The following is a 20,996-nucleotide window of genomic DNA, read 5'->3' as shown; positions in this document are numbered from 1 at the left end:
CTCTACGTCCGAAGTAGCCCCGCCCCCTCCCCGTCATTGCGAGGAGCCCTTGCGACGAAGCAATCCAGAATCCCTCCGCCGAAAGATTCTGGATTGCTTCGCTACGCTCGCAATGACAGCGAATGGAGCTGTCTCGGGCCGCCCTTCGCGCGGCGACAGAGATCCTATCGCGTCATCTTGATCTGCCGCACGACGGGAATCGTGGGCAGCGAGCCGGTGTGGTCGGTCTCGTCCTTCGCCTGCGGGGCGGCCGGTGCGCGGGCGGTCGCGTCGGGGAAGCGTTGCTTCATTTCGCGCAGGAAGCCGTCGAGCGTGTCGACACTTGCCGCAAGCTTGGCGATGTCGGCGAATTCGGCGCTGGAGGCGCCTGCCGGCTTGCTCGCGATGTCGAAGGCGAGCCGGTCGGCGCTCTCGCTCATCAGGGGTGCGTATTTCTCGCGGAAGCGCGACAGCCCGATCGCGTCGTCAGCGAGCGCGTAACCAACGGCGGCACGGATGATATCGCTCTTCTCCACCGCGTTCAGCGGCTTGAAATCGCGAAAGCGCTCGCCGTAATAGAGCTCGATCTGCTCGGCGGATTCGCGCCAGCGTCGCGCCGCCCAGAAGATGTCGGATCGCAGCCGTAGCACCTCGCGGCCCGAGACGTTGGAAACGATATCGAGCGCAAGATCGTGGCGGCCAACGTCGCTCTGCGCGCGTGCTTCCAGCAGCAGGCGCTGCTGTCGCAATTCGCCGGAGAGATCGCTGATGCGGCTCGCGCGCAGCGCCGTGATCGCCATGTCCGGCTTGCGGTTGGCGAGGTAGATCATGGAAAGTCGCGCGGCGACCTGCGCGCGCGCGGCGCCTTCGAGGCGGTGGTCGACCTGGTATTGCAGCAGCTCGGCAGCCTGGTCGAGCAGATCGATCGAGGCGAGGCGATCGGCAAGACGGCGGATCAGCTCGTCGCCGCGGCGGCCGATCGGCGTCAGCTCGCGGAATTCGTAGAACATTCCGAGCGCCTCGACCGGCGGCAGCTCGTCGCCCTTCGGCCCCAGGAAGATCTGCGTGAACAGATCCGAGGCGAGGTCCTGCGCCTGACGCGAGGCGTCGGCGTTCGGCTGCAGCTTGGTCGCAGTGCGCGCAGCCGTGAGCGCATCGCGGTAACGCCCGTTCTCCGAGTACATCTGCGACAGCATCTGGAGCGTCTTGACCTCGATCGAATCGCCACGCCAGGTCATCGACAGCGTCTCGAGCTCGCGCAGGGCATCTTCCTTGCTGATCTCGTCGCGCTTCTGCCGCAGCGCGATTTCGAGCTGCTTGGCCTCCGCTGCCGCGGGCCGGTCCTTCGAGGCCACCGCGAAGTTATAGTCGTCGAGCGCGTCCTTGTCGTGGCCGAGCGCCTCGGCCAACCGGCCACGCAGCACTGCAAAGCCGGGCGCGGCTTCAGGCGGTACGCCGACCACCTCGATCTCGCCGCGCCGCTTGGAGGCGCCTGCATAGTCCTTCACCTCGAGCGAGGCGCGCATCGCGTCCATCGTCACGATGCGCTGGATGTCGAGCGGCAAGGAAGCGATGGCGAACTCGACGTTCTTGAACTTTTCGCGCGCGTCCGCCCATTTGCCCTGGCGCGCATAGGCGAGCGCCTTCCAGAGCTGGGAATCGTGGCTGTTGCCGATCACGGGATTGGCAAGATCCTTCAGGCCCTGCGCCGGCCGGCCGACGAGGATACTCGCGATCGCATGCATGATCAGTGCGCCGCTCTCCTCCTTGTTGAGGGGATCGCCCAGCATCACTTCGCTCACGGCCTTGGCTTCTTGATACATCGCGCGCGACATATAGAACTGCGCAAGATCGAGCCGCGGCAGCGAGCGCTGCGCTGGCTCAACGGCCGAAATCGCCGTGATCAGCTCGCTCTGACGGGTCCAGAAGTCTTCCGACTGGCCCTTGCGCCAGCCATCCGGATTGAAGACCGGCCGCACCGCGGTCGGCGCCCGCTCGGCGGAGACGTCGACCGGCGACAGCGTCAGGCCGCCCTTCTTGCCGAGAATGACCTTGTCGGATCCGACCTCGACGCCGATCTCGTCGGAATTCGGCCGGATCGCGATGCCGTGCGCAGATTCCAGCAGCGAGAGGTCGACGAGATCCTGCCGCTTGATGAAGCCGCGCACCGGGCGCGGTCCCGTGACGACGTAGAGCGTGTCGCCGGCGTCGGGATCGGTGAGCTTGTGCAGGAGGCCCGGATTGGCAAAGGGGATCGCGATATTGGCGAGCGCTGGATCGGTGATGTTGCGCGACATCATTAGCGGCAGCGGCGTCGCCTGGATCTTGTCGGCCAGCGTGAGCAGCCAGTTGGTCTCCTTGCCGACCTCCTCGCTCGTCAGCGAATAGACCAGCGGACGGGTGAGACGGATGCGTACCGCCTGCCCCTTGTCGAGCGGCATGCGGCTGACTTCGCCGATCATCGCGCCGCCTCTGGCGCGGATCGCCTCGACGTCGATCGGCTTCTGCGAGTCGAACACCAGCCACACGGTGTCACCGCGGCGGAACGCCGCCGCAGGCGTGGCGACCTGGAGCGGGAACGTCACGCGCAGGCCGTCGCTGTCGCGGCGCGCATCGACGCTCGCCGCAGCAGGCGCTGGCGCGGCTTGAGCCTCGGCAGGTGCAGCCTTGGGAGCTTCCCTGACGATTTCCCTGGTTTCCTTGACAGCCTCCTTGGGCTCTTCCTTGACCGGCTCCCTCGCGGCGTCCCTCACGGCCTCCTTGGGCCCTTCGGCCAGCGCGGCCATGGCCGGCTTGGCGGGAGCGACAGGTGCAGCCGCTTCCATTGCGGGCGGCGCGGGCTTGGGCAGTTCCGCTGCGTGCGCGGCTTCGGTCGCAGGTGCGGCGGGTGCCGGCCCAGATTTCGGCGCTTCGGGAAGCGGCGCTGCTGCGGCAGCTTCCGGCTTCGCCTCGGGCTTGACATCGATCCTGGCTTCGCGCGCGATCGTTTCCGACGTCGGCGGCGTGATCTCGCCGTGCGCGTCCTTCGGCTTGCCGGCCGTCGGCTTTTCCGCGACCGGTGCCGGTCCGTGACCGCCAGACTTGGCCTGCGCAATCGCGGCCTCAGGCGTGGCGGCAAGCTTGCCCTTGTCGGGTTGGAAGGAGATGTCGACGACGTAATTCTTCTCGTCGCGGAACGAGTGCACGTCTGAGTCGCCGATCAACGCCATCTCGACGCTGGTCTGGTCGATATCGGCCTTCTGCTTGATCGAGGCGACATTGGGGGGCGCGGCGACGACCGCATCCGCAAGGTCGAAACTGAGATTGGCGTTGAAGGCGAGCGTGAGCTTCTGCTCGTTGAGCACGGAGGAAACACCGACGCCGTCAGGCATCTCGAACACGAAGCGCACGAAGGTCGGCTGCACCGAGGCGCGCACGCGGATCTGCGGACGCTTTTTGCTCTCGGCGGCGGCGCGCTGGGCGCGCAGCGCACGCTCGGCGACGCGGGCGCGCTCGGCCAGCTCTTTCACCACGTCCATCGGCAGGCTCGGCGGCGGCCCCTTCCAGCCCTCCGGCAGCAGGTCGACGAAGGTGCGCTCGCCGGCATTCATGGTGTTGACGGTGACGCGCCGCGCCAGCGACAGCCGGATCGCGCCGCCATCCGGATCGCGCCGGGCGGAGTTGACGTAATCGGGCCCGCCTTCCGGCACGCGATCGACGGGAACGTCGACAGGCCGATCGAAACGGATGATGAGGATGGAGCCGGCGGTCGTCACCTCGGAGGGAACGTCCTCACCGAGCTTGATGACGAGACGGGCAAAGCCGCCGCTGGCCGAAAAACTCGCCTCGCCCCGGATCGGATCGGCCGCGCGGGCGGCACCAACGCCGATCAGGAGGCAGGCCGCCAGCGCCGGTACGCTGCGGACATGACGCGCCAGCCCCAGCGCCAGGGCGCGGGCTCGCGACAACAATCCAGCGGCAGCCTCTCGCGCCATTGGCGGCATTTCTTCCGGTTCGGCGGTCCATGCCGGCACTGGCGCCGGCCCGTACCGTCGACTGTAGATTTTGCCAACTAAGGACTTCTTAAGTATGAGCCCTCAATTCGGCTTTTGCGTCGGCTTGCCCTCGATCTTCGGGAGATCGCCGGCCGAGGCGGACTGATCCCCGCCGCCGTTTGCACGGCGCGCCATCTCGACCGTCAGCCGCTCGGCCGCTTCAGGCGACATCAGACCCAGGATGTCGGACATCTTTCGCGGTGCGATCTGGCTGGCGATCTCGATCAGCACGCCCATTTCGAGCCGATCGAACACCCGCGCGGCGTCCTTGGGCTTCATGCCCTCATAGGTGGTGATGAGGCCCTTCATGCGCTGGGCCTCGGCTGCCTTCTGCTCGGCCTGCGTCGCGGAGATCCGCGATTCCACCGCCTTGATCTCCTCGGCCTTGTTTTCGATGCGCTTCTCGGCCGACTTCAGCAGGCTCTCGCGGATGTCGATCTCGCGCTGGCGGGCTTCGATCTCCTGGCGGCGCGACTGCAACCGTTCCAGGATCGCGCGTTCGGAAGCCGAAATCTGCGGCTGGGTTTCCTCGACCTTGACCATGGTGCCCTCGGGCTTGGATTCGGGGGCGGATGCCTTCGGTGCCTCCGGCGCGCCATGGGTCGAGCCGGTGATATCAGGATCCTCCCGCCCGGTCGGGAAGTTCAGATTTTCCTGTGCCCAGGACTTCTTCACATTGTTCGGCTGGTAGTCGAAGACATAGCCGCCATTGATCACCAGGCCCGCGATCTTCAGCGTGGCGAGACCCGCGACCGCAACCAGGACGACCGGAATGACTCGGATGTTACGAAAGGACTTCATATCCCGACTTTATGCGGCAAGACCGTTGGACCTTCGGCGCTCGGAGAAGGCTTCGGCCGCCGCCGCGACCGCCTTCGCCGCGGATGGTTTGGCTGCGGGTGCGGCCGCGATTTCCGGATTCGTCACGGGGCGCGCGGCGATCGCGATCTTGGAGAGGCGGCGAACCACGTTGTCGGCTTCGCCGAGCTGCTTGTAGAGCTGCTCGGACATCTGCGTGGCGGCAGCAAGCTGGCTGCCGAGATTCTCGTTGACGTCGCGTACCGCCAGCTTCAGCCCACCGATCGCGCGCTCGGCGATCTCGGTCGCGGTGATCAGCTCGCCGATCACCGCCTTCAGCGAATGCTCGTCCGCCTTCAGCCGCGTCAGCCGCTTGTTGAGCAGGATACAGTAGCCGATCGTGAGCATCAGCAGGATGGCCACCAGCGTCTCGATCGCCATTCCTAGAGAGTGGTTCATGGGGCCTCCATCAGCTTGTTCTGTTCGTCCACCTTCTCGAACATCGCAAGTGTCGTACTTGGCTTGCGCAAGGGTTTCGTCACGCGGATCGCGACGCGATCGCCGACCCGGCCCATGCGTCCTTCGGTGATCATGACGTCGCCGCAACGCACAGTGACGTTGGCATCCGCGCGGATGTCCAGCGGCAGCGTGTCGCCGACCTTCAGCCGCATCAGCTGCTTGAGCGGAATGTCGGCCTCGTAGAGCACGGCATCGACCGCGATCTCGGCCTGGGCGATCTCGGTGGCGAAATGGCCTTCCCAGATCGGGTCGCGGCCGAATTTTTCGCCCATGAACATCTGGAGCAGGACGCCCCGGATCGGCTCGATCGTCGCATAAGGCAGCAACAGCTCGATGTTGCCGCCACGATCTTCCATGTCGATGCGCAGACGCACCAGGATGGCGGCGTTGGCGGGACGGCTGATCGCAGCGAAGCGCGGATTGGTCTCGAGCCGGTCGATCGTGAAAGTCACCGGCGAGAGCGGCCGGAATGCCTGCTCCGCATCGGTCAGGACCACCTCGACCAACCGCTTGACCAGCTCGGTCTCGATGGTGGTGTAGGGCCGTCCCTCGATGCGAAGCTGGCTCGAGCCGCGGCGACCACCGAGCAGCACGTCAATGATCGAATAGATCAGGCTGGAATCGACCGTCGCCATGCCGAAATTGTCCCACTCCTCGGCCTTGAACACCGAGAGCACGGCGGGCAGCGGGATCGAGTTCATGTAGTCGCCGAAGCGCACCGAGGTGATGCGGTCGAGCGAGACTTCGACGTTATCGGAGGTGAAATTGCGCAAGCTTGTCGTCAGCAACCGCACCAGGCGGTCGAAGACGATTTCGAGCATCGGCAGACGCTCGTAGGAGACCATCGCCGAATCGATGATCGCGCGAATGCCGGAATGGTCGTCGAGCGTGACGTCGCCGACGGTGAAGCCGAGGAGATTGTCGATCTCCTCCTGCGACAGCACCCGCTCGCCGGAGTTCTTGCCGTTACCGAGATCGCGGCTGCCGTCCTCGACCATGGCCGCCCATTGCAGGGCCATGGTCTCGGATAGTTCGTTTTCGGCAGCAGCCTTTGCGGCCTCCGCGGGGTCCTCGGAATCGAGCGAGGCCTCCCATTGGGCGGCAATTGCATCCTGGTCCGGTTGGTCGTTGCCTGCCATGATCCCTAGCCCACCATGCTCACTGGATCACGACTTCCTTGAACAGCACCGCGCTGACCTGGACCGGCGCGACCGCCGCGTTGACGCGCTTGGTCAGCTCTTCCTTGAGGCGAAAGATGCCGGCGGAGCCGTTGAGGTCGGAGGAGCGCAGCTCGCGCACATAGGTCTGGAAGATGTCGGTGATGCGCGGCATCGTCGGCTTGATCGCCTCGATCTGCTTCTCTTCCTTCAGCTCCAGCACGATCTTCAGTTTCAGATATTGCACGCGCTCGCCGGGCGCGCCGGCGAGGTTGACCATCATGTCAGGCACGTCGATGAAGGCCGGCGGCTTCGGCGGGGGCGCGGCGTCGGCATGGTGTTCATCGTCGCCGTGGCGGAAGAAGAAGAACCAGGTCGCGGCGCCGCCACCGAGGACGGCGAGCAAGCCCACGGCCATGATGATGAGCTTGAGCTTGTTCTTCGGCGGAGCGGCTTCCGCGCCATCAGCGGCCGCCCCGCCTTCCGCTTCATTCTCTGCCATGGTCGGTAGTGCTCGCTCATCTCAAAAAGGGTCGAAAGAGCGAAGCCTCCTGGCAGACAATAACGCGATACAAATGCCCCAGCGCAAAGCGCTCCTCTTACATGCAAACGCTACGGTAATAATGGTTAACGGAACCTTTCGATTGAGCCGGCACTAGGAAAAATCTGCCGGGCAAACATGACTAACAGAACCTTTCTGCCCCCGCCAAACGACTCTGAAAAATAGTCAAGCCGTTGTAATGGCGTGGTTTTACGTGTTGGCACGGCTTTCGCTGAGAGAGGACCGAGACCGCTGGTTTGGGAGAACCGGATGGTCTCGTTCACGAGGTCCGCCAAGGCGCTTGGGAGAGCGAGCTGGCAGATCTCACTCAGGGGAGATTTCCGATGCAGAACGCGCTTCTGATCGGCCTGTCACGGCAGATGACGTTGGAGCGGCAGATGGATGTCATCGCCAACAACGTCGCCAACGCTAACACCAACGGCTTCAAGGCCGACCATTCGCTGTTCGAGGAGTTTCTGAACTCGAACGCGCATGAGGACAATTTCGTCAGCTCCGACCGCCGGGTGTCCTACGTGCAGGACCGCGGCACCTACCGCGATGTCGGCCCAGGGCCGATGGAGCCGACCAACAATCCGCTCGACATGGCGATCAACGGCAACGCCTATTTCGCGGTGCAGGCCAATGGCGGCGAGCGTTACACCCGCGACGGCAAATTCTCGCTCAACAACACCGGCCAGTTGGTCACCTCGGACGGCAACCTCGTGCTCGGCACTGCCGGTCCGATCACCTTCCAGCCGACCGACCATGACATCAACGTCGCCCCCGACGGTACCGTCACGGTGCTCGAAGGCTCCGCAAAAACCGATTCGATCCGCGGCAAGGTTCGCATGGTGTCGTTCGACGATCCGGCCAAGCTGACCAAGCTCGGCGCCAATCTCTACGACGTCGGCTCCGCCAACCAGCAGGCCGACACCAAATCCACCGTGCAACAGGGCTACATCGAGAAGTCGAACGTGAATTCGGTCGGCGAGATGAGCCACATGGTCGAGGTGATGCGCAGCTATACCGCCGTCGCCAACCTGCTCCAGCAGCAAAGCGACCTCCACAAATCGGCAATCGAAAAACTCGCCGACGTTCCGGCCTGATTGAGGGAGAACTGACATGCAGGCGCTTCACACCGCAGCGACCGGAATGGCGGCACAGGAACTCAACGTTCAGGTGATCTCCAACAACATCGCCAACCTCCGCACCACCGGCTTCAAGAAGCAGACGGCGGCGTTCCAGGACCTGATCTACGAGCACGTCCGCCGCGTCGGCGCGCAGGCTTCGGACCAGGGCACCATCGTGCCGGTCGGCGTCGATATCGGCGGCGGCGTCAAGACCGTCGGCACGCCGCGCAGCATGACGCAGGGCACGCTCTCGCAGACCGGCAACGATCTCGACCTCGCGATCTCAGGCGAAGGCTTCTTCAAGATCCTGATGCCCGACGGCACCTTCCAGTACACCCGCGACGGCACCTTTCAGATGGACAATCAGGGCCGCGTCGTAACCGCCCAGGGCAACCCGGTGCAACCGACCATCACCATTCCGAACAACGCCTCCGGCCTCACGGTGAACGAGCAGGGCCAGGTTTCGGTCACGCTGCCGGGTTCGTCGACCTCGGCCGTCCAGGGCCAGATCGGCCTCACCCGCTTCATCAACAAGGCCGGCCTCCAGCCCGTCGGCAGCAATCAGTTCACCGAGACGCCCTCCTCCGGTCCGCCGCAGGATGGCACTGCGAACTCGGAAGGCTACGGCAAGATCACGCAGGGCAGCCTCGAGCAGGCCAATGTCGACGTCGTCTCGGAAATGAGCGACCTGATCGCGGCCCAGCGCGCCTACGAGATGAACGCCAAGGTGATCAGCGCCGCCGACCAGATGATGCAATCGACCACGGCGCTGTTCCGCTGAGGTGATGATGATGACGCTCCGCACCACGCTCGCCACCATCTCCGCCCTGCTCGCGCTGGCGCTGCCGGCGCAGGCCGCCGACGACGGCATCGCCGCGCCGATGCTGCGCGCCAGCGTCACCGTCACCTCCGACGTGGTGCGGGTCGGCGATCTGATCGACAATGCCGGCTCGGCTGCGCTGATCCCGGTCTACCGCTCGCCCGATCTCGGCACCACCGGCGCGCTGCCGGTCGCCCAGGTGCTCTCGGTGTTGCGCGGAAAACAGGTGATCGGCGTGATGACCGGCGACATCAAGGAGGTGTCGGTCACCCGGCTCGCCCGAACGCTCGCCAGCAAGGACCTGGAAAACGCGGTCGCCACCGCGCTCGAGCGCCGTTTCGGCCTCGGCGAGGCCGCGAATATCAGCGTCACCTTTGACCGTGGCATCTCGGACATGCGGCTCGATGCCGCCAACACCGGCGCGCTCCAGCCGGTCGCGACCCGCTATGACGCCCGCAGCGGCCGTTTCGATATCACCTTCGAGATCAATAACGACAACAATCCGGTACCGACCAAGCTGCGCTTCGCCGGCACCGCGATCGAGACTGTCGAGGTCGCCGTCCTGACGCGCGACATTGAACGCACCGAGATGCTGAAATCCTCCGACGTCGCGCAGGAGCGCAGGCCCCGGGCCGAAGTAACCGGCGAGCCCGCCACGCGCGAGCGCGCGGTCGGCATGCAACTTCGCCGGCCGATGCGGGCGGGCATGCCGATCCGCGTCGCCGACATCGCCAAACCCGAATTCGTGCAGCGCGACCAGAGCGTCACCATCATCTACCGGGTGCCCGGCCTCTATCTCACCACGCGCGGCAAGGCCGCCGAGAGCGGCGCCGAAGGCGACACCATCAGCGTGCTCAATGTCCAGACCAAGCGCACGCTGACCGGAACTGTCACCGGCCGCGGCCAGGTCACGGTGCAAGGCGCGAGCCAGGCCACACCGACGGCGCCTGCCGTCGAGCCGGCCGACCAGACCTCGTCGCTGCAGCGGGAGACGCCGGTACCGGCGGCCCCAGCAGCGGTGTCGCCGACCAAGGTTTCGCAAGCCCAGATTCCGCCAGCCCAGTTCCTGCAAGCTCAAGCAAAGTCAGAGTAAGTCATGTCCGCTTTCAGTTCGGCTTCCCGTCTTCGTCGCGTCGCGCTCTCCGGTCTGTTGCTGGCCACTTGCGCGCTGGCGAGCGGCTGCTCCTCGATCGATCGCCTCTCGCAGATCGGCGAGCAGCCAAAATTGTCGGCGATCGACAATCCGACGACGCAACCCGGTTACAAGCCGGTGCAGATGCCGATGCCGAAGCCGGAAGTCGCCTCCTACAATCCGAACTCGCTGTGGCGCAACGGCAGTCGCGCCTTCTTCAAGGACCAGCGCGCCCATCAGGTCGGCGACCTCCTGACGGTAGCCGTGAACATCACCGACAAGGCCAATATCGAGAACGACACCCAGCGCAGCCGTACCAACAAGGAAGATTCCGGGATTACCGATTTCATCGGTGCCAAGACGTTGGGAGCGCAGGCGCAGAAGGTCCTGCCCGGCCGTATCCTCACCGCCGACTCGACCGCGTCGAGCGAGGGCAAGGGAAGCGTCGATCGCAAGGAAGCCTTGCAGACCAACGTCGCCGCGGTCGTGACCCAGGTGCTGCCGAACGGCAATCTCGTGGTCGAGGGCAAGCAGGAGATCCGCGTCAATTACGAGATCCGCGAGCTCATCGTCGCCGGCATCGTCCGCCCCGAGGACATCCAGAGCGACAACACCATCGATTCCACCAAGATCGCGCAGGCCCGCATCGCCTACGGCGGCCGCGGCCAGATCATGGACGTGCAGCAGCCGCGTTACGGCCAGCAAGTCATGGACGTGCTGCTGCCCTTCTAGCCTTTCTGCAAGAGCTCCCACATCGTGTTCGCGAACCTAGGCGCGAGCGACGATGTACGACGCGGCCTCCGGTAGCTCCCCTGCCGGAGGCCGCATGTTTCTTACCATGGTGCGGCGACAACCTCCGTCATTGCGAGCGTCGCGAACCAATCCAGACTGCATCCGCGGAAAGACTCTGGATTTGCTTCGTCGCAAGGGCTCCTCGCAATGACGGCGGGGCAGGTCAGGTGAACTCCGCCTCGACCGTCCCCAGCCCATCGAGTTCCATCCGCACCTTGTCGCCGGCCTTCAGCCACAGCGTCTTGACCAGACTCCCGGTCAGCACGAGTTGGCCCGCGTGCAGGCCCTTGCCCTCGGCGGCGAGATGGTTGGCGAGCCAGGCGAGTGCGTTGTGGGGATGGCCGAGCACGTCGGCACCGGTACCGTGGCTCACCTCTTTACCATTGACGATGGCGCGGCCTTTGACGGCCTTCAGGTCCGGCACCGACGAGCGCGGGATCGAGGGACCGAGCACGCAACCGGCGGCGAAGAAATCATCCGCGATCAGCGTCGGCGCGCCCATCGTCTCCCATTTCACGTAGCGGTCGTCGACGATCTCGATCGCGGGCTGATAGGCCTCGACGGCCTCACCGACCCATTCGGCCGTGAACGGCGCCTCGCCGGCAGCGAGGTCGCGCTTCAGCCGAACCGCGATCTCGCATTCGACGCCGACGCGGACATAGTCGGCAGCCGTGAGCTCCACGCCGCTGTCGTGAACGCCCTTCTGGAACACGCCGCCGCCGCAGGGATGCGGGATGCCGATATAGTCCTGCATCACCTGGCTGGTGCAGCCGATCTTGTAGCCGACCAGTGGCCCGACATGCGGCAGCAGGAGATCGTGCAGCGCGCGCTGGACCTGGTAGCCCTCGGCCTCGTCGGCTGGCGGAACCTCCAGCGCCGCCAGCGCTGCATGGTTCCGTCGCGCCAGCGCGATGGCCTTTGCGGCTGCGAGAATTTTGTCCATCGGCGCCGCCTCCCACGCTACGCGATCATGCGCGACAGTGGAGCATCCCCGCCCAGGCCTGACAAGCGCGGGCCGCGGATGGCCTTGCGTCTTCACCAGGCAGGCCGGAGACCCCGATGCCGCGCTCGTCTCTCGTCTCCCGCGCAACAATCGCCCGCAAACGCAGACGCCGGCGTTTAAGGAAATGTTGAGCTGGTCGAAGCTTTATGGAGGCGCGCAGCTTGCAGCCTTGCAGGTGACGCGAGAGGCGTGATTGCAGCGATGCTTGATGCTGCTCGATCAGCGCTTCAACAGCAGAGTCGATCTCGTTGATGCGACTCGCAAAACCTCCCCCACCCGAAGTGAAGGCTGTTTCTCATGTGAACTCACGTGAGCTCGGAGGAATAGACTCCATGTTATTGATCCCGATTCACATTTCGCGATTGCACGCGTGAGCTGACCCGCGCCGCTGCACGCGGCAGGCAACATGCGGAGCACGGCGCGAAGCGGCGCCTTGAGCCCAAAAACAAAGAGCCGCATCGCTGCGGCTCGGCCTCTATTCGTCGCGATAGACCTTCTCGCGTTTCTCGTGGCGCTCCTGCGCTTCCACCGAGAGCGTCGCGATGGGCCGGGCCTCGAGCCGCTTCAACGAGATCGGCTCGCCGGTATCCTCGCAATAGCCGTAGGTGTTGTCCTCGATGCGCTGGAGCGCGGCGTCGATCTTGGCGATCAACTTGCGCTGGCGGTCGCGGGCGCGGAGTTCGATGGCGCGGTCGGTTTCGGACGATGCCCGATCGGCGAGATCGGGGTGGTTCACGTTCTCCTCCTGCAAGGCTTGCAGGGTGAGCTTGGACTCTTTGAGGATCTCATCCTTCCAGGCGAGGAGCTTCAAACGAAAGTACTCCTTCTGCCGGTCGTTCATGAAAGGCTCTTTTTCGGTCGGTCGGTAGTTTTTCAACTTTTCCAAGGGCAGCCCATCTTCTGAAGCAACGACTCGTGAACGGAACGAAGTCCGTTGAGCCGGGGCTTATATAGCGACCTCCCGTGACAGACAATATTTCCTTAATCGCTGGGTTACCGCCCCCAAACCCTTGCACCGGAAGGTTTATCCGGCAGACCCCGGGGGCGGCCAAGAACTCGCAAAACTCAGTAGCCTACCGTGAAACGCTGCCTCGGATGAGCCGGCCGCTCGATTTCGTCGGCCAGTGCAATGGCGTAGTCGGCGAAGCTGACCCAGCTCTTCCCGCTCGCATCTGCGAGAAGCTGGTCGGTCCCGAGCCGGAACTTGCCAGTCCGTTCGCCCTCGACGAACAGCGCCGATGGCGAGATGAAGGTCCAGTTCAGGTCCTTTTCCTGCCGCAACAGGTCGAGAAACGCAGAGCCCGCCTCGGCCTCGGCCTTGTATTGGGCCGGAAAACCGGGGGTTGTGACCAGCTTCACGCCGGGGGCGACCTCCAAGCTGCCGGCCCCACCGACGACGAGATAACGTCCAACTCCGGAGGCCCTGGCGGCTCCAATTAGCTTGTGCGCGTCGCTGGCCAGAAAGTGCACGGAACTCACTGCGACATCGTGCCCGGCCCATAGCTTCGTGAGGCCTGCCTGATCGAGCACGTCGCCCTTGGTCGGCGTGACGTTCGGCAGGCCTGCGACCTTCTCGGGGTTCCGGACGATGGCGGTGACGCTATGGCCGCGACGGGCCAGTTCCTTGGTGATCTCCGACCCGGCCCGGCCCGACGCACCGGCAACTGCGATTTTCATGGAAGGCTCCTTTGGTTCTAAAGTAACTATCAGTTACTAGATATCTCAAAGAATGCTGGTGTTAAGAGAGCACTTTGTGTTTACCTGATTACGCGGGAGTAACCGGCAAGCGGTACGGAGCAGGAGGAGCGGAGATGAAACCCAACGTCTATGCAGCAGAGTGTCCAACGCGCCAGATCCTCGATCGCGTCGGGGATAAATGGGCGGTGCTGATCCTGTTGCTGCTGCGCGAGGAGTCAATGCGGTTCAATCAGTTGCGCCGCACGATTGAAGGTATCTCGCAGAAGATGCTGAGCCAGGTTCTCAAGTCGCTCGAACGCGACGGCCTGATCAAGCGCCACGCCATCGCGACCGTGCCGGTGACGGTGGAATATTCCATCACCCAGCTCGGGGTGACACTCGCCAGCGCCGTCGATCCGCTGCGCGATTGGGCCGAGCAGAATCTGAAAGACGTGCTCGCCGCCCAGCGCCGCTACGATTCGCAGCAGAAGGAAGAAGCGGCGTAAGGCAGCTCCGCGCGCGCTGCACGGATCGGATGACGATCAGGCCTGACCGGCCTTGGCGAGTTCGACCTCGACGCGCAACTCGATCTCGGAGAGGACGGAATCGAGGCCGGGATCGCCGGATGACGATTTCAGATTCGCCGCGGCATCCCGCAACCGCGTGACTGTGGATGCGTCGAGATTGCCGGACAAAAGTCCCATCTTGAGATCGTCGAGGACGTCGAGCGCGGTCTTGCCACGGGTCACCGAGCGCTTGCGACGCTCGACCGGATCTTCCTCGATGCCTTGCAGGGCGAGCAGCGCGTCGATGTTCGCGGCCGCCTTCGGCGCTGCTGCCGCCCGCGTCTCCTGTGCCGAGGACGTCTCGGGCAACACGAACGTGCCGGAGCTCGTCCGTCTGGCCTGGTTGGCCGGCGCTCCAAGCGTGGTGCCGTTCGGTCCGTAGATGCGCATCGAAGCAATCCGGGTGATCGATACCGTCACCTTCGCCGTTTTATGGTTAACGAGGCGTAAACAGCCCGGCAAAATCTGCCGAGAGGCGGCAGTTTCGCTCCTCAGGGCGAACGCATCTTGGCACCGATCGAAATAGATTTATTCAACCTGATCAACCGCCTAACCCCACTGCCCCGCGTTGGCACAGCGCTCGCAAGGAAAGCGTCGGACCAGCTCGTCATGGGAGTGTCGAGACGGTCCGAGATTTGAGGAGCCTCGGGGAGCAGAGGATGCCAGGCGTTCGTTGGTTGAGGATTTTGGGAGTGGCCTGCGCCGCGCTGTCAGCGCTGACGCTCTCGGTCGCGTCCGCAAGCGCGACCTCGCGCATCAAGGATCTCGCCAATATCGAAGGCGTGCGGCAGAACCAGCTGATCGGCTACGGTCTCGTCGTCGGCCTCAATGGCACGGGCGACACCCTCAACAACATCCCCTTCACCAAGCAGTCGCTGCAAGCGATGCTCGAGCGCATGGGCGTCAACATCCGCGGCGCCACCATCCGCACCGGCAACGTCGCCGCCGTAATGGTGACCGGCAACCTGCCGGCGTTCTCCACCCAGGGCACACGCATGGACGTTACGGTGTCCGCGCTCGGCGATGCCAAGGATCTGCGCGGCGGCACCCTGCTGGTCACTCCCCTGCTCGGCGCCGACGGCAACGTCTACGCGGTGGCACAAGGCTCGCTGGCGATCTCCGGCTTCCAGGCCGAAGGCGAAGCGGCCAAGATCGTGCGCGGCGTGCCGACGGTCGGGCGCATCGCCAACGGCGCCATCATCGAGCGCGAGATCGAGTTCGCGCTCAATCGCCTGCCGAACGTGCGGCTCGCATTGCGCAATGCCGACTTCACCACCGCCAAGCGCATCGCGGCCGCGATCAACGACTATCTCGGCGTCAAGAGCGCCGAGCCGATCGATCCCTCCACGGTACAGCTGTCGGTTCCGCCGGAGTTCAAGGGCAATGTGGTCGCCTTCCTCACCGAGATCGAGCAGCTCCAAGTCGATCCTGATCTCGCCGCCAAGATCGTCATCGACGAGCGTTCCGGCATTATCGTGATGGGCCGCGACGTCCGCGTCGCCACCGTCGCGGTCGCCCAGGGCAATCTCACGGTGACGATTTCCGAGAGCCCGCAGGTGAGCCAGCCCAATCCGCTGTCGCGGGGACGGACCGTGGTCACCCCGCGCTCCAGCGTGGGCGTGACCGAGGACGGCAAGAAATTCGCCGTCGTCAAGGACGGCGTCTCGCTCCAGCAGCTCGTCGACGGCCTCAACGGCCTTGGCATCGGCCCCCGCGACCTGATCAGCATCCTGCAGGCGATCAAGGCCGCGGGCGCGATCGAAGCCGACATCGAGGTGATGTGATGCAGGCCGGCATGATCAACACCGCACACCTCGCGACCTCTTCCGCCTTCTCGGTAGAGAGTCGCAACGGCCGGCCCGACTTCGAGCTCGCGGCCGCGCTTCAGAAGGTCTCGCCGCAGCAGCAGGCGAAGGCGCAAAAGACGTCGACCGATTTCGAGGCGATGTTCCTCAACAGCATGTTCTCGCAGATGACGTCAAGCCTGAAGGGCGAAGGGCCGTTCGGCGACACGCCGGGCACCGGTGTGTGGCGCTCGATGCTGACCGAGCAATATTCCAAGAACTTCGCCAAAGCCGGCGGCGTCGGCGTCGCGAGCGAAGTCTACCGCACCCTGATCATGCAGCAGGCGAAAACCATCCGCACGGCATAAGGTCAAACGACATGAACCAATTCAACGCGTCACGTCGACCGATGCAAGCGCAGCGCCCAAGCACCGCGCCCGGCAGCGCCGAGGCACGCAAGCTTGCCGAGGATCTGATGGACGCGATGAGCGCCCTGCTCGGCCTGATCGAGCGCGAGACCGAACTCGTGCGTGCCGGCAAGGTTCGTGAAGCGATGACGCTCGAGAGCAAGAAGCAGGAGCTGTCGCGGAACTATGTCGGGGCCGTCAGCCGGCTGAAGGCGAGCCAGGATCAGCTCGCGAAATCCGCGCCCGAACTGCTCTCGACCCTGCACCGGCACCACGACGCCTTCCGCGCCATGCTCCAGGTCAACCTCACCGTGCTCGCGACGGCGCATGCGGTCTCCGAAAGCGTCGTCCGCGGCGTCAATGCCGAGATCCAGAAGCGCAACGTGCCGAACACCTATACCGCGGCGGGACGTCGCGCCACGCCGGGCCCGCGCCATATCACTCCGCTCGCGGTCAGCCGCTCGCTCTGAGCGTACGCAGGCAACAAGCTGCAATTTTACGAAAAACCGCGCGGCGATGTCGTCGCGCGGTTAGGCACGTTTCCTTACCGGGTCTTCAATCCTGGTGTTCCATGGTGGCTTATTGAGAGGGGTTGGGATTTGACTCACGTGAGGCAACCAGGAGGCTGCCATGAGTACAGATTTCAGCATCAGGCCGGTGGGGATACCGGCCCCTGCGCAGATCGTAACGACGTCGAATGCGGCGGCGAACGAGGCCGTGCAAACTGATTTGCCGGTGAGCCAGACGGTCGCCGCGAGCGATACGAGCGCGGCTGTGCGCAATGATCTGCAAAGCAACGAGAACATCTCGCGCCAGGTCGTGTTCGATCAGGCGGCCGCATCCTTCGTCTTCCAGATCCTCAACGAAAAGACCGACGCGGTGGTCAACCAGTTTCCGGACGACGCAATGCTGCGGCGGCGGGCTTATTTCCATGCACTGGATTTGAAGTCCGAGCCCTCGCGCCCGCTCAACACGGACCTCAGTGCCTGATCATCAGGTCTGGAGCGTGGCCTGCGCCGTATCGAGATAGGTCGAGCCGGTCGCGGGATCGGTCACGACGTTCTTGATCTCCGCCTTGCCGACATTGGTCAGCGTAAACTTCGTATTGCCGAAGCGGAACGAGAAGTCCTTGATCAGGACCTGCTGATACTGCGATGTATCGCCGCTCTGGTAGTGAATCTGGGCGCGAAAGCCGTCAACGTTCGAAATGCCGAGCGAGAACGTCTTGCCGTCCGGATATTTGCCGGTCCATGTGCCCTTATAGAGCGTCGGATCGACGGCCACATATTTGGTCTTGCTCGGAACCGACGTGACGGCCGACTTGTACGCGGTCGACAGGATGCTCATCAGGTCGGCCACGGCAACTCTCCGTCAGGGACGTCCGGACAGGCCGGCGGCGATATTGCGGTTGATCTCGATCAGCGGACGGAAGTGATCGAACTGCGGGCTCATCTGGAGCGCCGCGGTCTGGCTCAGCACGAACACGCTGATGTTGGCGATCTTCTGCCGGACTTCAATGGGCTGGGGATTGGTGTCGCGCATCGCTTCGCTGAGGAAGATGGTCCAGAGCTTGCGATTGAACATCAGGGCGTGCCTGGTCTCTTCGCTGAGCGGGTCGGCATTGTTGACGGCGTCCTGCAGCTTGTTCGCAGCCTTGAGCAGCGTCTGCGCCTCGACGTCGCGAGGAGATGCAGTGGTCGTCGCAACGCGCGCGTAAGCCGAGGCAGCGGAATTCGACATCAATCACACCCTGGAGGTTTCCTAGCCCGTTGAACAGGCTTAAGGATTTCTTTCCCAACCCTAGGCAGCACCGCTTAAGATTTGCTTACGTGGGAGAGTGGAAGCGCTCCGGACAATTACGGGGCGCGGATTCTTTCTCAACTCAAAGCTAGATGCGAGTGCGTGCGCTGTAAACGGTCGCATTCATCATGCGCTGATCTGAGCTAATCTTGTCTTAGCGATCTCGCTCAAAAGAACGGCGGGGCATTAGCCCCGCCGCGATGTGTCGAGTAGCGATTCTGCGCTGCGATATTAGCGAAGCAGCTGCAGCACGCTCTGCTGCGACTGGTTCGCCAGCGACAGTGCGGAGACCGCGATCGATTGACGGGTCGACAGCGCCTGGCTGTTGGCCGCTTCCTCGTTCGTGTCGGCGAGCGTCAGGTTCGACGAGCCGGTCTGCAGCACGTTGATCAGGTTCTTGGAGAAGTCCTGGCGCACCTGCACGATCGACAGGTTCGAGCCGAGCGCGGAGCCTTCCGACCGCAACGTGCTCGAGGCCGCGTTCAGGCTCGTGAGCACCTTGTTGGTGGCGCCATTGTCGATGAAGTCGACGCCGTTGACGAGATTGCTGAGCCCGAGTCCCGCCGCGTTGAAGACCACGCCGTTGATGCCGAGCGTGGAGCTGCCGGTCTCGTTGAAAACCAGCTTCAACGTATCGCCGTTGAGCAGGTTGACGCCGTTGAACGAGGAGTCCTGAGATGTCGTGTCTATCTGAGCGAGAATATTGTTGTACTGGTTGACCAGGTTGGAACGTGCCGTTTGCGCCACGGGATCCTGCACCGGCGGCTGGGCGGTCGAGAAGGTCAACGAGCTGGTGATCGTGCCGCCGATCGCGCCACCCGCCGCCGCCGAGCCGAGCGTCGATGAAGCGTATTCGTTGACGGTGGTGATCGTGAGCAAACCATTCGCGTCGATCGTGGCCGTCAGGTGGTTCGCCTGGAGCTGGTTGTTCAGTTGGTCGAGCGTCTTGACCGTGCCGTTGGTGCCGTCACCGAATGTCACGTTGACGGGCGTGCCGCCGTTGAACGCGGTGAAGGTCAGCGTCTTTCCGTTGATGCCGCCGATCCCGGAAGTGCGCGCGGCGGTGAACGCGGAGGCAGTGCCGGTGTTGCCGGCCAGCCCGAGCGCGGACAGCGCGTTGCCGGTGCTGGTGATGGCGAGATCGGCATTTATGCCGGTCGAGATCTTCAACGCACCGCTCGGCGCGATCGAGGAGTTGGTCTGGCCCGTTGCCGTCGAAAGTGATGCCGTGCCGTTGACCGTATTGATCGTTGCGGTCTGCACGCCGGTTGCGACGTCGATCGCATTCAGAAGATCGGATGTCGTCGCCGTTTCGAGGTAGACGATCGAGTTGCCGTTCCCGTCCGTGACGATGTTGCCAGTCACTCCGGACCCGGTCGGCGCTGCGGCGGGCTTGGGTCCATCCTTGAAGGTGATGACGTGACCGTCGACATTCAGCGTCGATCCGGTCTGGAGCAGCCCCGAGAGGGTATTCGCGCTCGAGGTACGGGCAGCAGTCAACGTCGTGCTACCTCCGCCCGTCGCACCGGTTAGGCCAAGAGCGTGCAGCAGGTCGGCCGTGCCGGTGACGTTTAGATCGCCCCCCGTCGAACTCTGGAGCGAGATCGCACCCACGGCTGTGGAAGGAGTCTGGCCGCTGTTGTTGGCGTTGAGCGTTGCCACGCCACCACTGATAGTCGCGCCGCGCACGCCGCTGGCAAGATCGATGGCTTTGAGGACGTCGCCGATCTTGGCCGTTGAGTTGGTAGCGCTGGAGCCGAGATAGACGACAGAATTGCCGTTGCCGTCCGTAGCAACGCTCTGGGTACCTGAACTGTCGAGGCCGTAGCCGGACGGCAAGGTGTTGGGTGAACCCACGACATTCGGCGCCGCGCCGGCCTTGAAGGTGACGGTATGGCCGTTGACCGTAAAGCTCGAGCCGTCCACGAATTGAGTGCTGCCGGCGGCACTCAAGCCGGAAGTTGCGCCCGCGAGACCATCACCGAAGAGCAACGTGTTCGACGAAATGGGCGCGGCGCCGCCACCGTTGTTGTCATTGAGAGCGGTTCCGGCCAACACGCCCGAGACGCCGCCAAGTTTGGTTGCCGCAGTCGCGGCAGTTGTACCGCCGGGAGCGCCGGTGAACAGAACGTTGCTGCTCGCGATTGCGCTGGCGAAGCTGGTTGTGCCGCGCAGATCAGCGGGTGTCGCGCCGGGGATCGTCGTCGAGACGTTGGATTTGGTGGAATAGCCGACGGTCGTCTGGAGCGCCTGGTTGGCGATGGACTTTGCGCTGTCGATCAGCTTTTGCAGCGAAGTGATGCCGGTGTTGGCGGCCTGAAGCACCTGCACCCCGTTGTTGATGCCGTCGAGCAAGTTGCTGATGTCGCTCGCCCGGTTGTCCAGCCCCTGCGCGGTGAAGAAGTTGGTCGGGTTGTCGAGGGCGGTGTTGACCTTCTTGCCGGTCGAGAGGCGCTGCTGCGTCGTGGCCAGCAGGTCGGCCGTCGATTGCAGCGACAACAGGTTCTGGCGAACCGACGCCGAGAGAACGATGTTGGACATTGGCAGGTCTTCCTCTTGAACCGGGTACGAATCGGGGCTCGCCGATCTGGAAAGCGGGCTTTCGTCCAGTTTTAGGGGCTGTCCTTTAAAGTATGGTTAACGACGGTTTAAGGGATACGGTTAATGCCGGGTTAGCGCCCCTCCTCCCCTCGAGCGCGGATTTCCACGGTCGCCTGCGAACGCAAAAAGAGCGGCGGGGCCGAAGCCCCGCCGCCGTTTAGTTATATGATTTCAGTTAGTTATTAGCGGAGCAGCTGGAGCACGCTCTGCTGCGATTGGTTGGCCAGCGACAGCGCCGAGACCGCGATCGACTGCC

Annotated in this window: 21 protein-coding genes; 9 read left to right on the top strand and 12 right to left on the bottom strand. The window is 63.9% G+C overall.

Going from position 1 to position 20,996, the window contains the following annotated elements; all coding sequences use genetic code 11:
- Positions 1-164 precede the first annotated feature (164 nt).
- From AC0L2O_RS18095 to fliL, 5 genes are all read right to left on the bottom strand, one after another.
- Positions 165-3,953, bottom strand: a complete 3,789-nt coding sequence (locus AC0L2O_RS18095; RefSeq protein WP_473370653.1) for a tetratricopeptide repeat protein — start codon at positions 3,951-3,953, stop codon at positions 165-167.
- A 102-nt stretch (positions 3,954-4,055) separates the two neighbouring features.
- A complete protein-coding gene (locus AC0L2O_RS18090) occupies positions 4,056-4,814 on the bottom strand; it encodes a MotE family protein (RefSeq protein ID WP_473370652.1) in 759 nt (252 codons plus the stop codon).
- 9 nt (positions 4,815-4,823) lie between these two features.
- The gene (locus AC0L2O_RS18085; RefSeq protein ID WP_369722668.1) at positions 4,824-5,270 is read right to left on the bottom strand and encodes a DUF6468 domain-containing protein; all 447 of its coding nucleotides are present in this window, start codon (positions 5,268-5,270) and stop codon (positions 4,824-4,826) included.
- Entirely contained in the window at positions 5,267-6,469 is a 1,203-nt protein-coding gene (gene fliM, locus AC0L2O_RS18080; RefSeq protein WP_369722667.1) for a flagellar motor switch protein FliM, read from the bottom strand. The genes AC0L2O_RS18085 and fliM overlap by 4 nt, the downstream gene beginning before the upstream one ends.
- A gap of 19 nt (positions 6,470-6,488) precedes the next feature.
- Positions 6,489-6,989 (bottom strand): flagellar basal body-associated protein FliL, encoded by a 501-nt coding sequence (gene fliL, locus AC0L2O_RS18075; protein ID WP_369722666.1) that lies wholly within the window; start codon positions 6,987-6,989, stop codon positions 6,489-6,491.
- A 383-nt stretch (positions 6,990-7,372) separates the two neighbouring features.
- Between fliL and flgF the strand changes: the two genes are divergently transcribed.
- The 4 genes from flgF to flgH are packed head-to-tail and all read left to right on the top strand — an operon-like array spanning position 7,373 to position 10,842.
- Positions 7,373-8,134 carry a flagellar basal-body rod protein FlgF gene (flgF, locus tag AC0L2O_RS18070; RefSeq protein WP_473370651.1) on the top strand — a complete coding sequence of 254 codons (762 nt, stop codon included), beginning with the start codon at positions 7,373-7,375 and terminating at the stop codon, positions 8,132-8,134.
- A 16-nt stretch (positions 8,135-8,150) separates the two neighbouring features.
- Positions 8,151-8,939: a flagellar basal-body rod protein FlgG gene (flgG, locus tag AC0L2O_RS18065; RefSeq protein WP_369722665.1), complete on the top strand. Its 789-nt coding sequence runs from the start codon at positions 8,151-8,153 to the stop codon at positions 8,937-8,939.
- 7 nt (positions 8,940-8,946) lie between these two features.
- On the top strand, positions 8,947-10,071 hold the full coding sequence (gene flgA, locus AC0L2O_RS18060) for a flagellar basal body P-ring formation chaperone FlgA (RefSeq protein ID WP_369722664.1): 1,125 nt from the start codon (positions 8,947-8,949) through the stop codon (positions 10,069-10,071).
- A gap of 3 nt (positions 10,072-10,074) precedes the next feature.
- Complete coding sequence (gene flgH, locus AC0L2O_RS18055; protein WP_369722663.1) at positions 10,075-10,842, top strand: flagellar basal body L-ring protein FlgH; 768 nt, start codon at positions 10,075-10,077, stop codon at positions 10,840-10,842.
- 223 nt (positions 10,843-11,065) lie between these two features.
- Here the strand turns inward: flgH and AC0L2O_RS18050 are convergent, their stop codons facing one another.
- The 3 genes from AC0L2O_RS18050 to AC0L2O_RS18040 all read right to left on the bottom strand — a co-directional run bounded on the left by AC0L2O_RS18050 (position 11,066) and on the right by AC0L2O_RS18040 (position 13,582).
- The gene (locus AC0L2O_RS18050; RefSeq protein WP_473370650.1) at positions 11,066-11,845 is read right to left on the bottom strand and encodes a 2-keto-4-pentenoate hydratase; all 780 of its coding nucleotides are present in this window, start codon (positions 11,843-11,845) and stop codon (positions 11,066-11,068) included.
- Positions 11,846-12,380: 535 nt separating this feature from the next.
- Complete coding sequence (gene dksA, locus AC0L2O_RS18045) at positions 12,381-12,746, bottom strand: RNA polymerase-binding protein DksA (protein ID WP_008554760.1); 366 nt, start codon at positions 12,744-12,746, stop codon at positions 12,381-12,383.
- 224 nt (positions 12,747-12,970) lie between these two features.
- Positions 12,971-13,582 carry an NAD(P)-dependent oxidoreductase gene (locus AC0L2O_RS18040; protein ID WP_473370649.1) on the bottom strand — a complete coding sequence of 204 codons (612 nt, stop codon included), beginning with the start codon at positions 13,580-13,582 and terminating at the stop codon, positions 12,971-12,973.
- Positions 13,583-13,716: 134 nt separating this feature from the next.
- Here AC0L2O_RS18040 and AC0L2O_RS18035 point away from each other — a divergent pair, with 134 nt between their 5' ends.
- Positions 13,717-14,088 carry a winged helix-turn-helix transcriptional regulator gene (locus AC0L2O_RS18035; protein ID WP_473370648.1) on the top strand — a complete coding sequence of 124 codons (372 nt, stop codon included), beginning with the start codon at positions 13,717-13,719 and terminating at the stop codon, positions 14,086-14,088.
- 36 nt (positions 14,089-14,124) lie between these two features.
- On the opposite strand, the gene AC0L2O_RS18030 is transcribed toward AC0L2O_RS18035, so the two are convergent.
- Positions 14,125-14,538 carry a flagellar assembly protein FliX gene (locus AC0L2O_RS18030; RefSeq protein WP_369722659.1) on the bottom strand — a complete coding sequence of 138 codons (414 nt, stop codon included), beginning with the start codon at positions 14,536-14,538 and terminating at the stop codon, positions 14,125-14,127.
- A gap of 269 nt (positions 14,539-14,807) precedes the next feature.
- Here AC0L2O_RS18030 and AC0L2O_RS18025 point away from each other — a divergent pair, with 269 nt between their 5' ends.
- The 4 genes from AC0L2O_RS18025 (at position 14,808) to AC0L2O_RS18010 (ending at position 17,329) form a co-directional block, all read left to right on the top strand.
- The gene (locus AC0L2O_RS18025; protein ID WP_369722658.1) at positions 14,808-15,932 is read left to right on the top strand and encodes a flagellar basal body P-ring protein FlgI; all 1,125 of its coding nucleotides are present in this window, start codon (positions 14,808-14,810) and stop codon (positions 15,930-15,932) included.
- Complete coding sequence (gene flgJ / locus AC0L2O_RS18020) at positions 15,932-16,300, top strand: flagellar assembly peptidoglycan hydrolase FlgJ (protein ID WP_473370647.1); 369 nt, start codon at positions 15,932-15,934, stop codon at positions 16,298-16,300. The genes AC0L2O_RS18025 and flgJ overlap by 1 nt, the downstream gene beginning before the upstream one ends.
- A gap of 11 nt (positions 16,301-16,311) precedes the next feature.
- The gene (locus AC0L2O_RS18015; RefSeq protein ID WP_369722656.1) at positions 16,312-16,809 is read left to right on the top strand and encodes a hypothetical protein; all 498 of its coding nucleotides are present in this window, start codon (positions 16,312-16,314) and stop codon (positions 16,807-16,809) included.
- 160 nt (positions 16,810-16,969) lie between these two features.
- A complete protein-coding gene (locus tag AC0L2O_RS18010; RefSeq protein WP_369722655.1) occupies positions 16,970-17,329 on the top strand; it encodes a hypothetical protein in 360 nt (119 codons plus the stop codon).
- Between the two features lie 3 nt (positions 17,330-17,332).
- Here AC0L2O_RS18010 and AC0L2O_RS18005 read toward each other — a convergent pair whose 3' ends face one another.
- From AC0L2O_RS18005 to AC0L2O_RS17995, 3 genes are all read right to left on the bottom strand, one after another.
- Positions 17,333-17,698 carry a hypothetical protein gene (locus AC0L2O_RS18005; protein WP_369722654.1) on the bottom strand — a complete coding sequence of 122 codons (366 nt, stop codon included), beginning with the start codon at positions 17,696-17,698 and terminating at the stop codon, positions 17,333-17,335.
- A gap of 12 nt (positions 17,699-17,710) precedes the next feature.
- Positions 17,711-18,079, bottom strand: a complete 369-nt coding sequence (flaF, locus tag AC0L2O_RS18000; RefSeq protein WP_369722653.1) for a flagellar biosynthesis regulator FlaF — start codon at positions 18,077-18,079, stop codon at positions 17,711-17,713.
- A 291-nt stretch (positions 18,080-18,370) separates the two neighbouring features.
- Positions 18,371-20,680, bottom strand: a complete 2,310-nt coding sequence (locus AC0L2O_RS17995; RefSeq protein ID WP_473370646.1) for a DUF1522 domain-containing protein — start codon at positions 20,678-20,680, stop codon at positions 18,371-18,373.
- Positions 20,681-20,996: the final 316 nt, after the last annotated feature.

Source organism: Bradyrhizobium sp. Kon10 (assembly GCF_055807395.1).
This window is presented reverse-complemented; position numbering and strand designations above follow the sequence as displayed.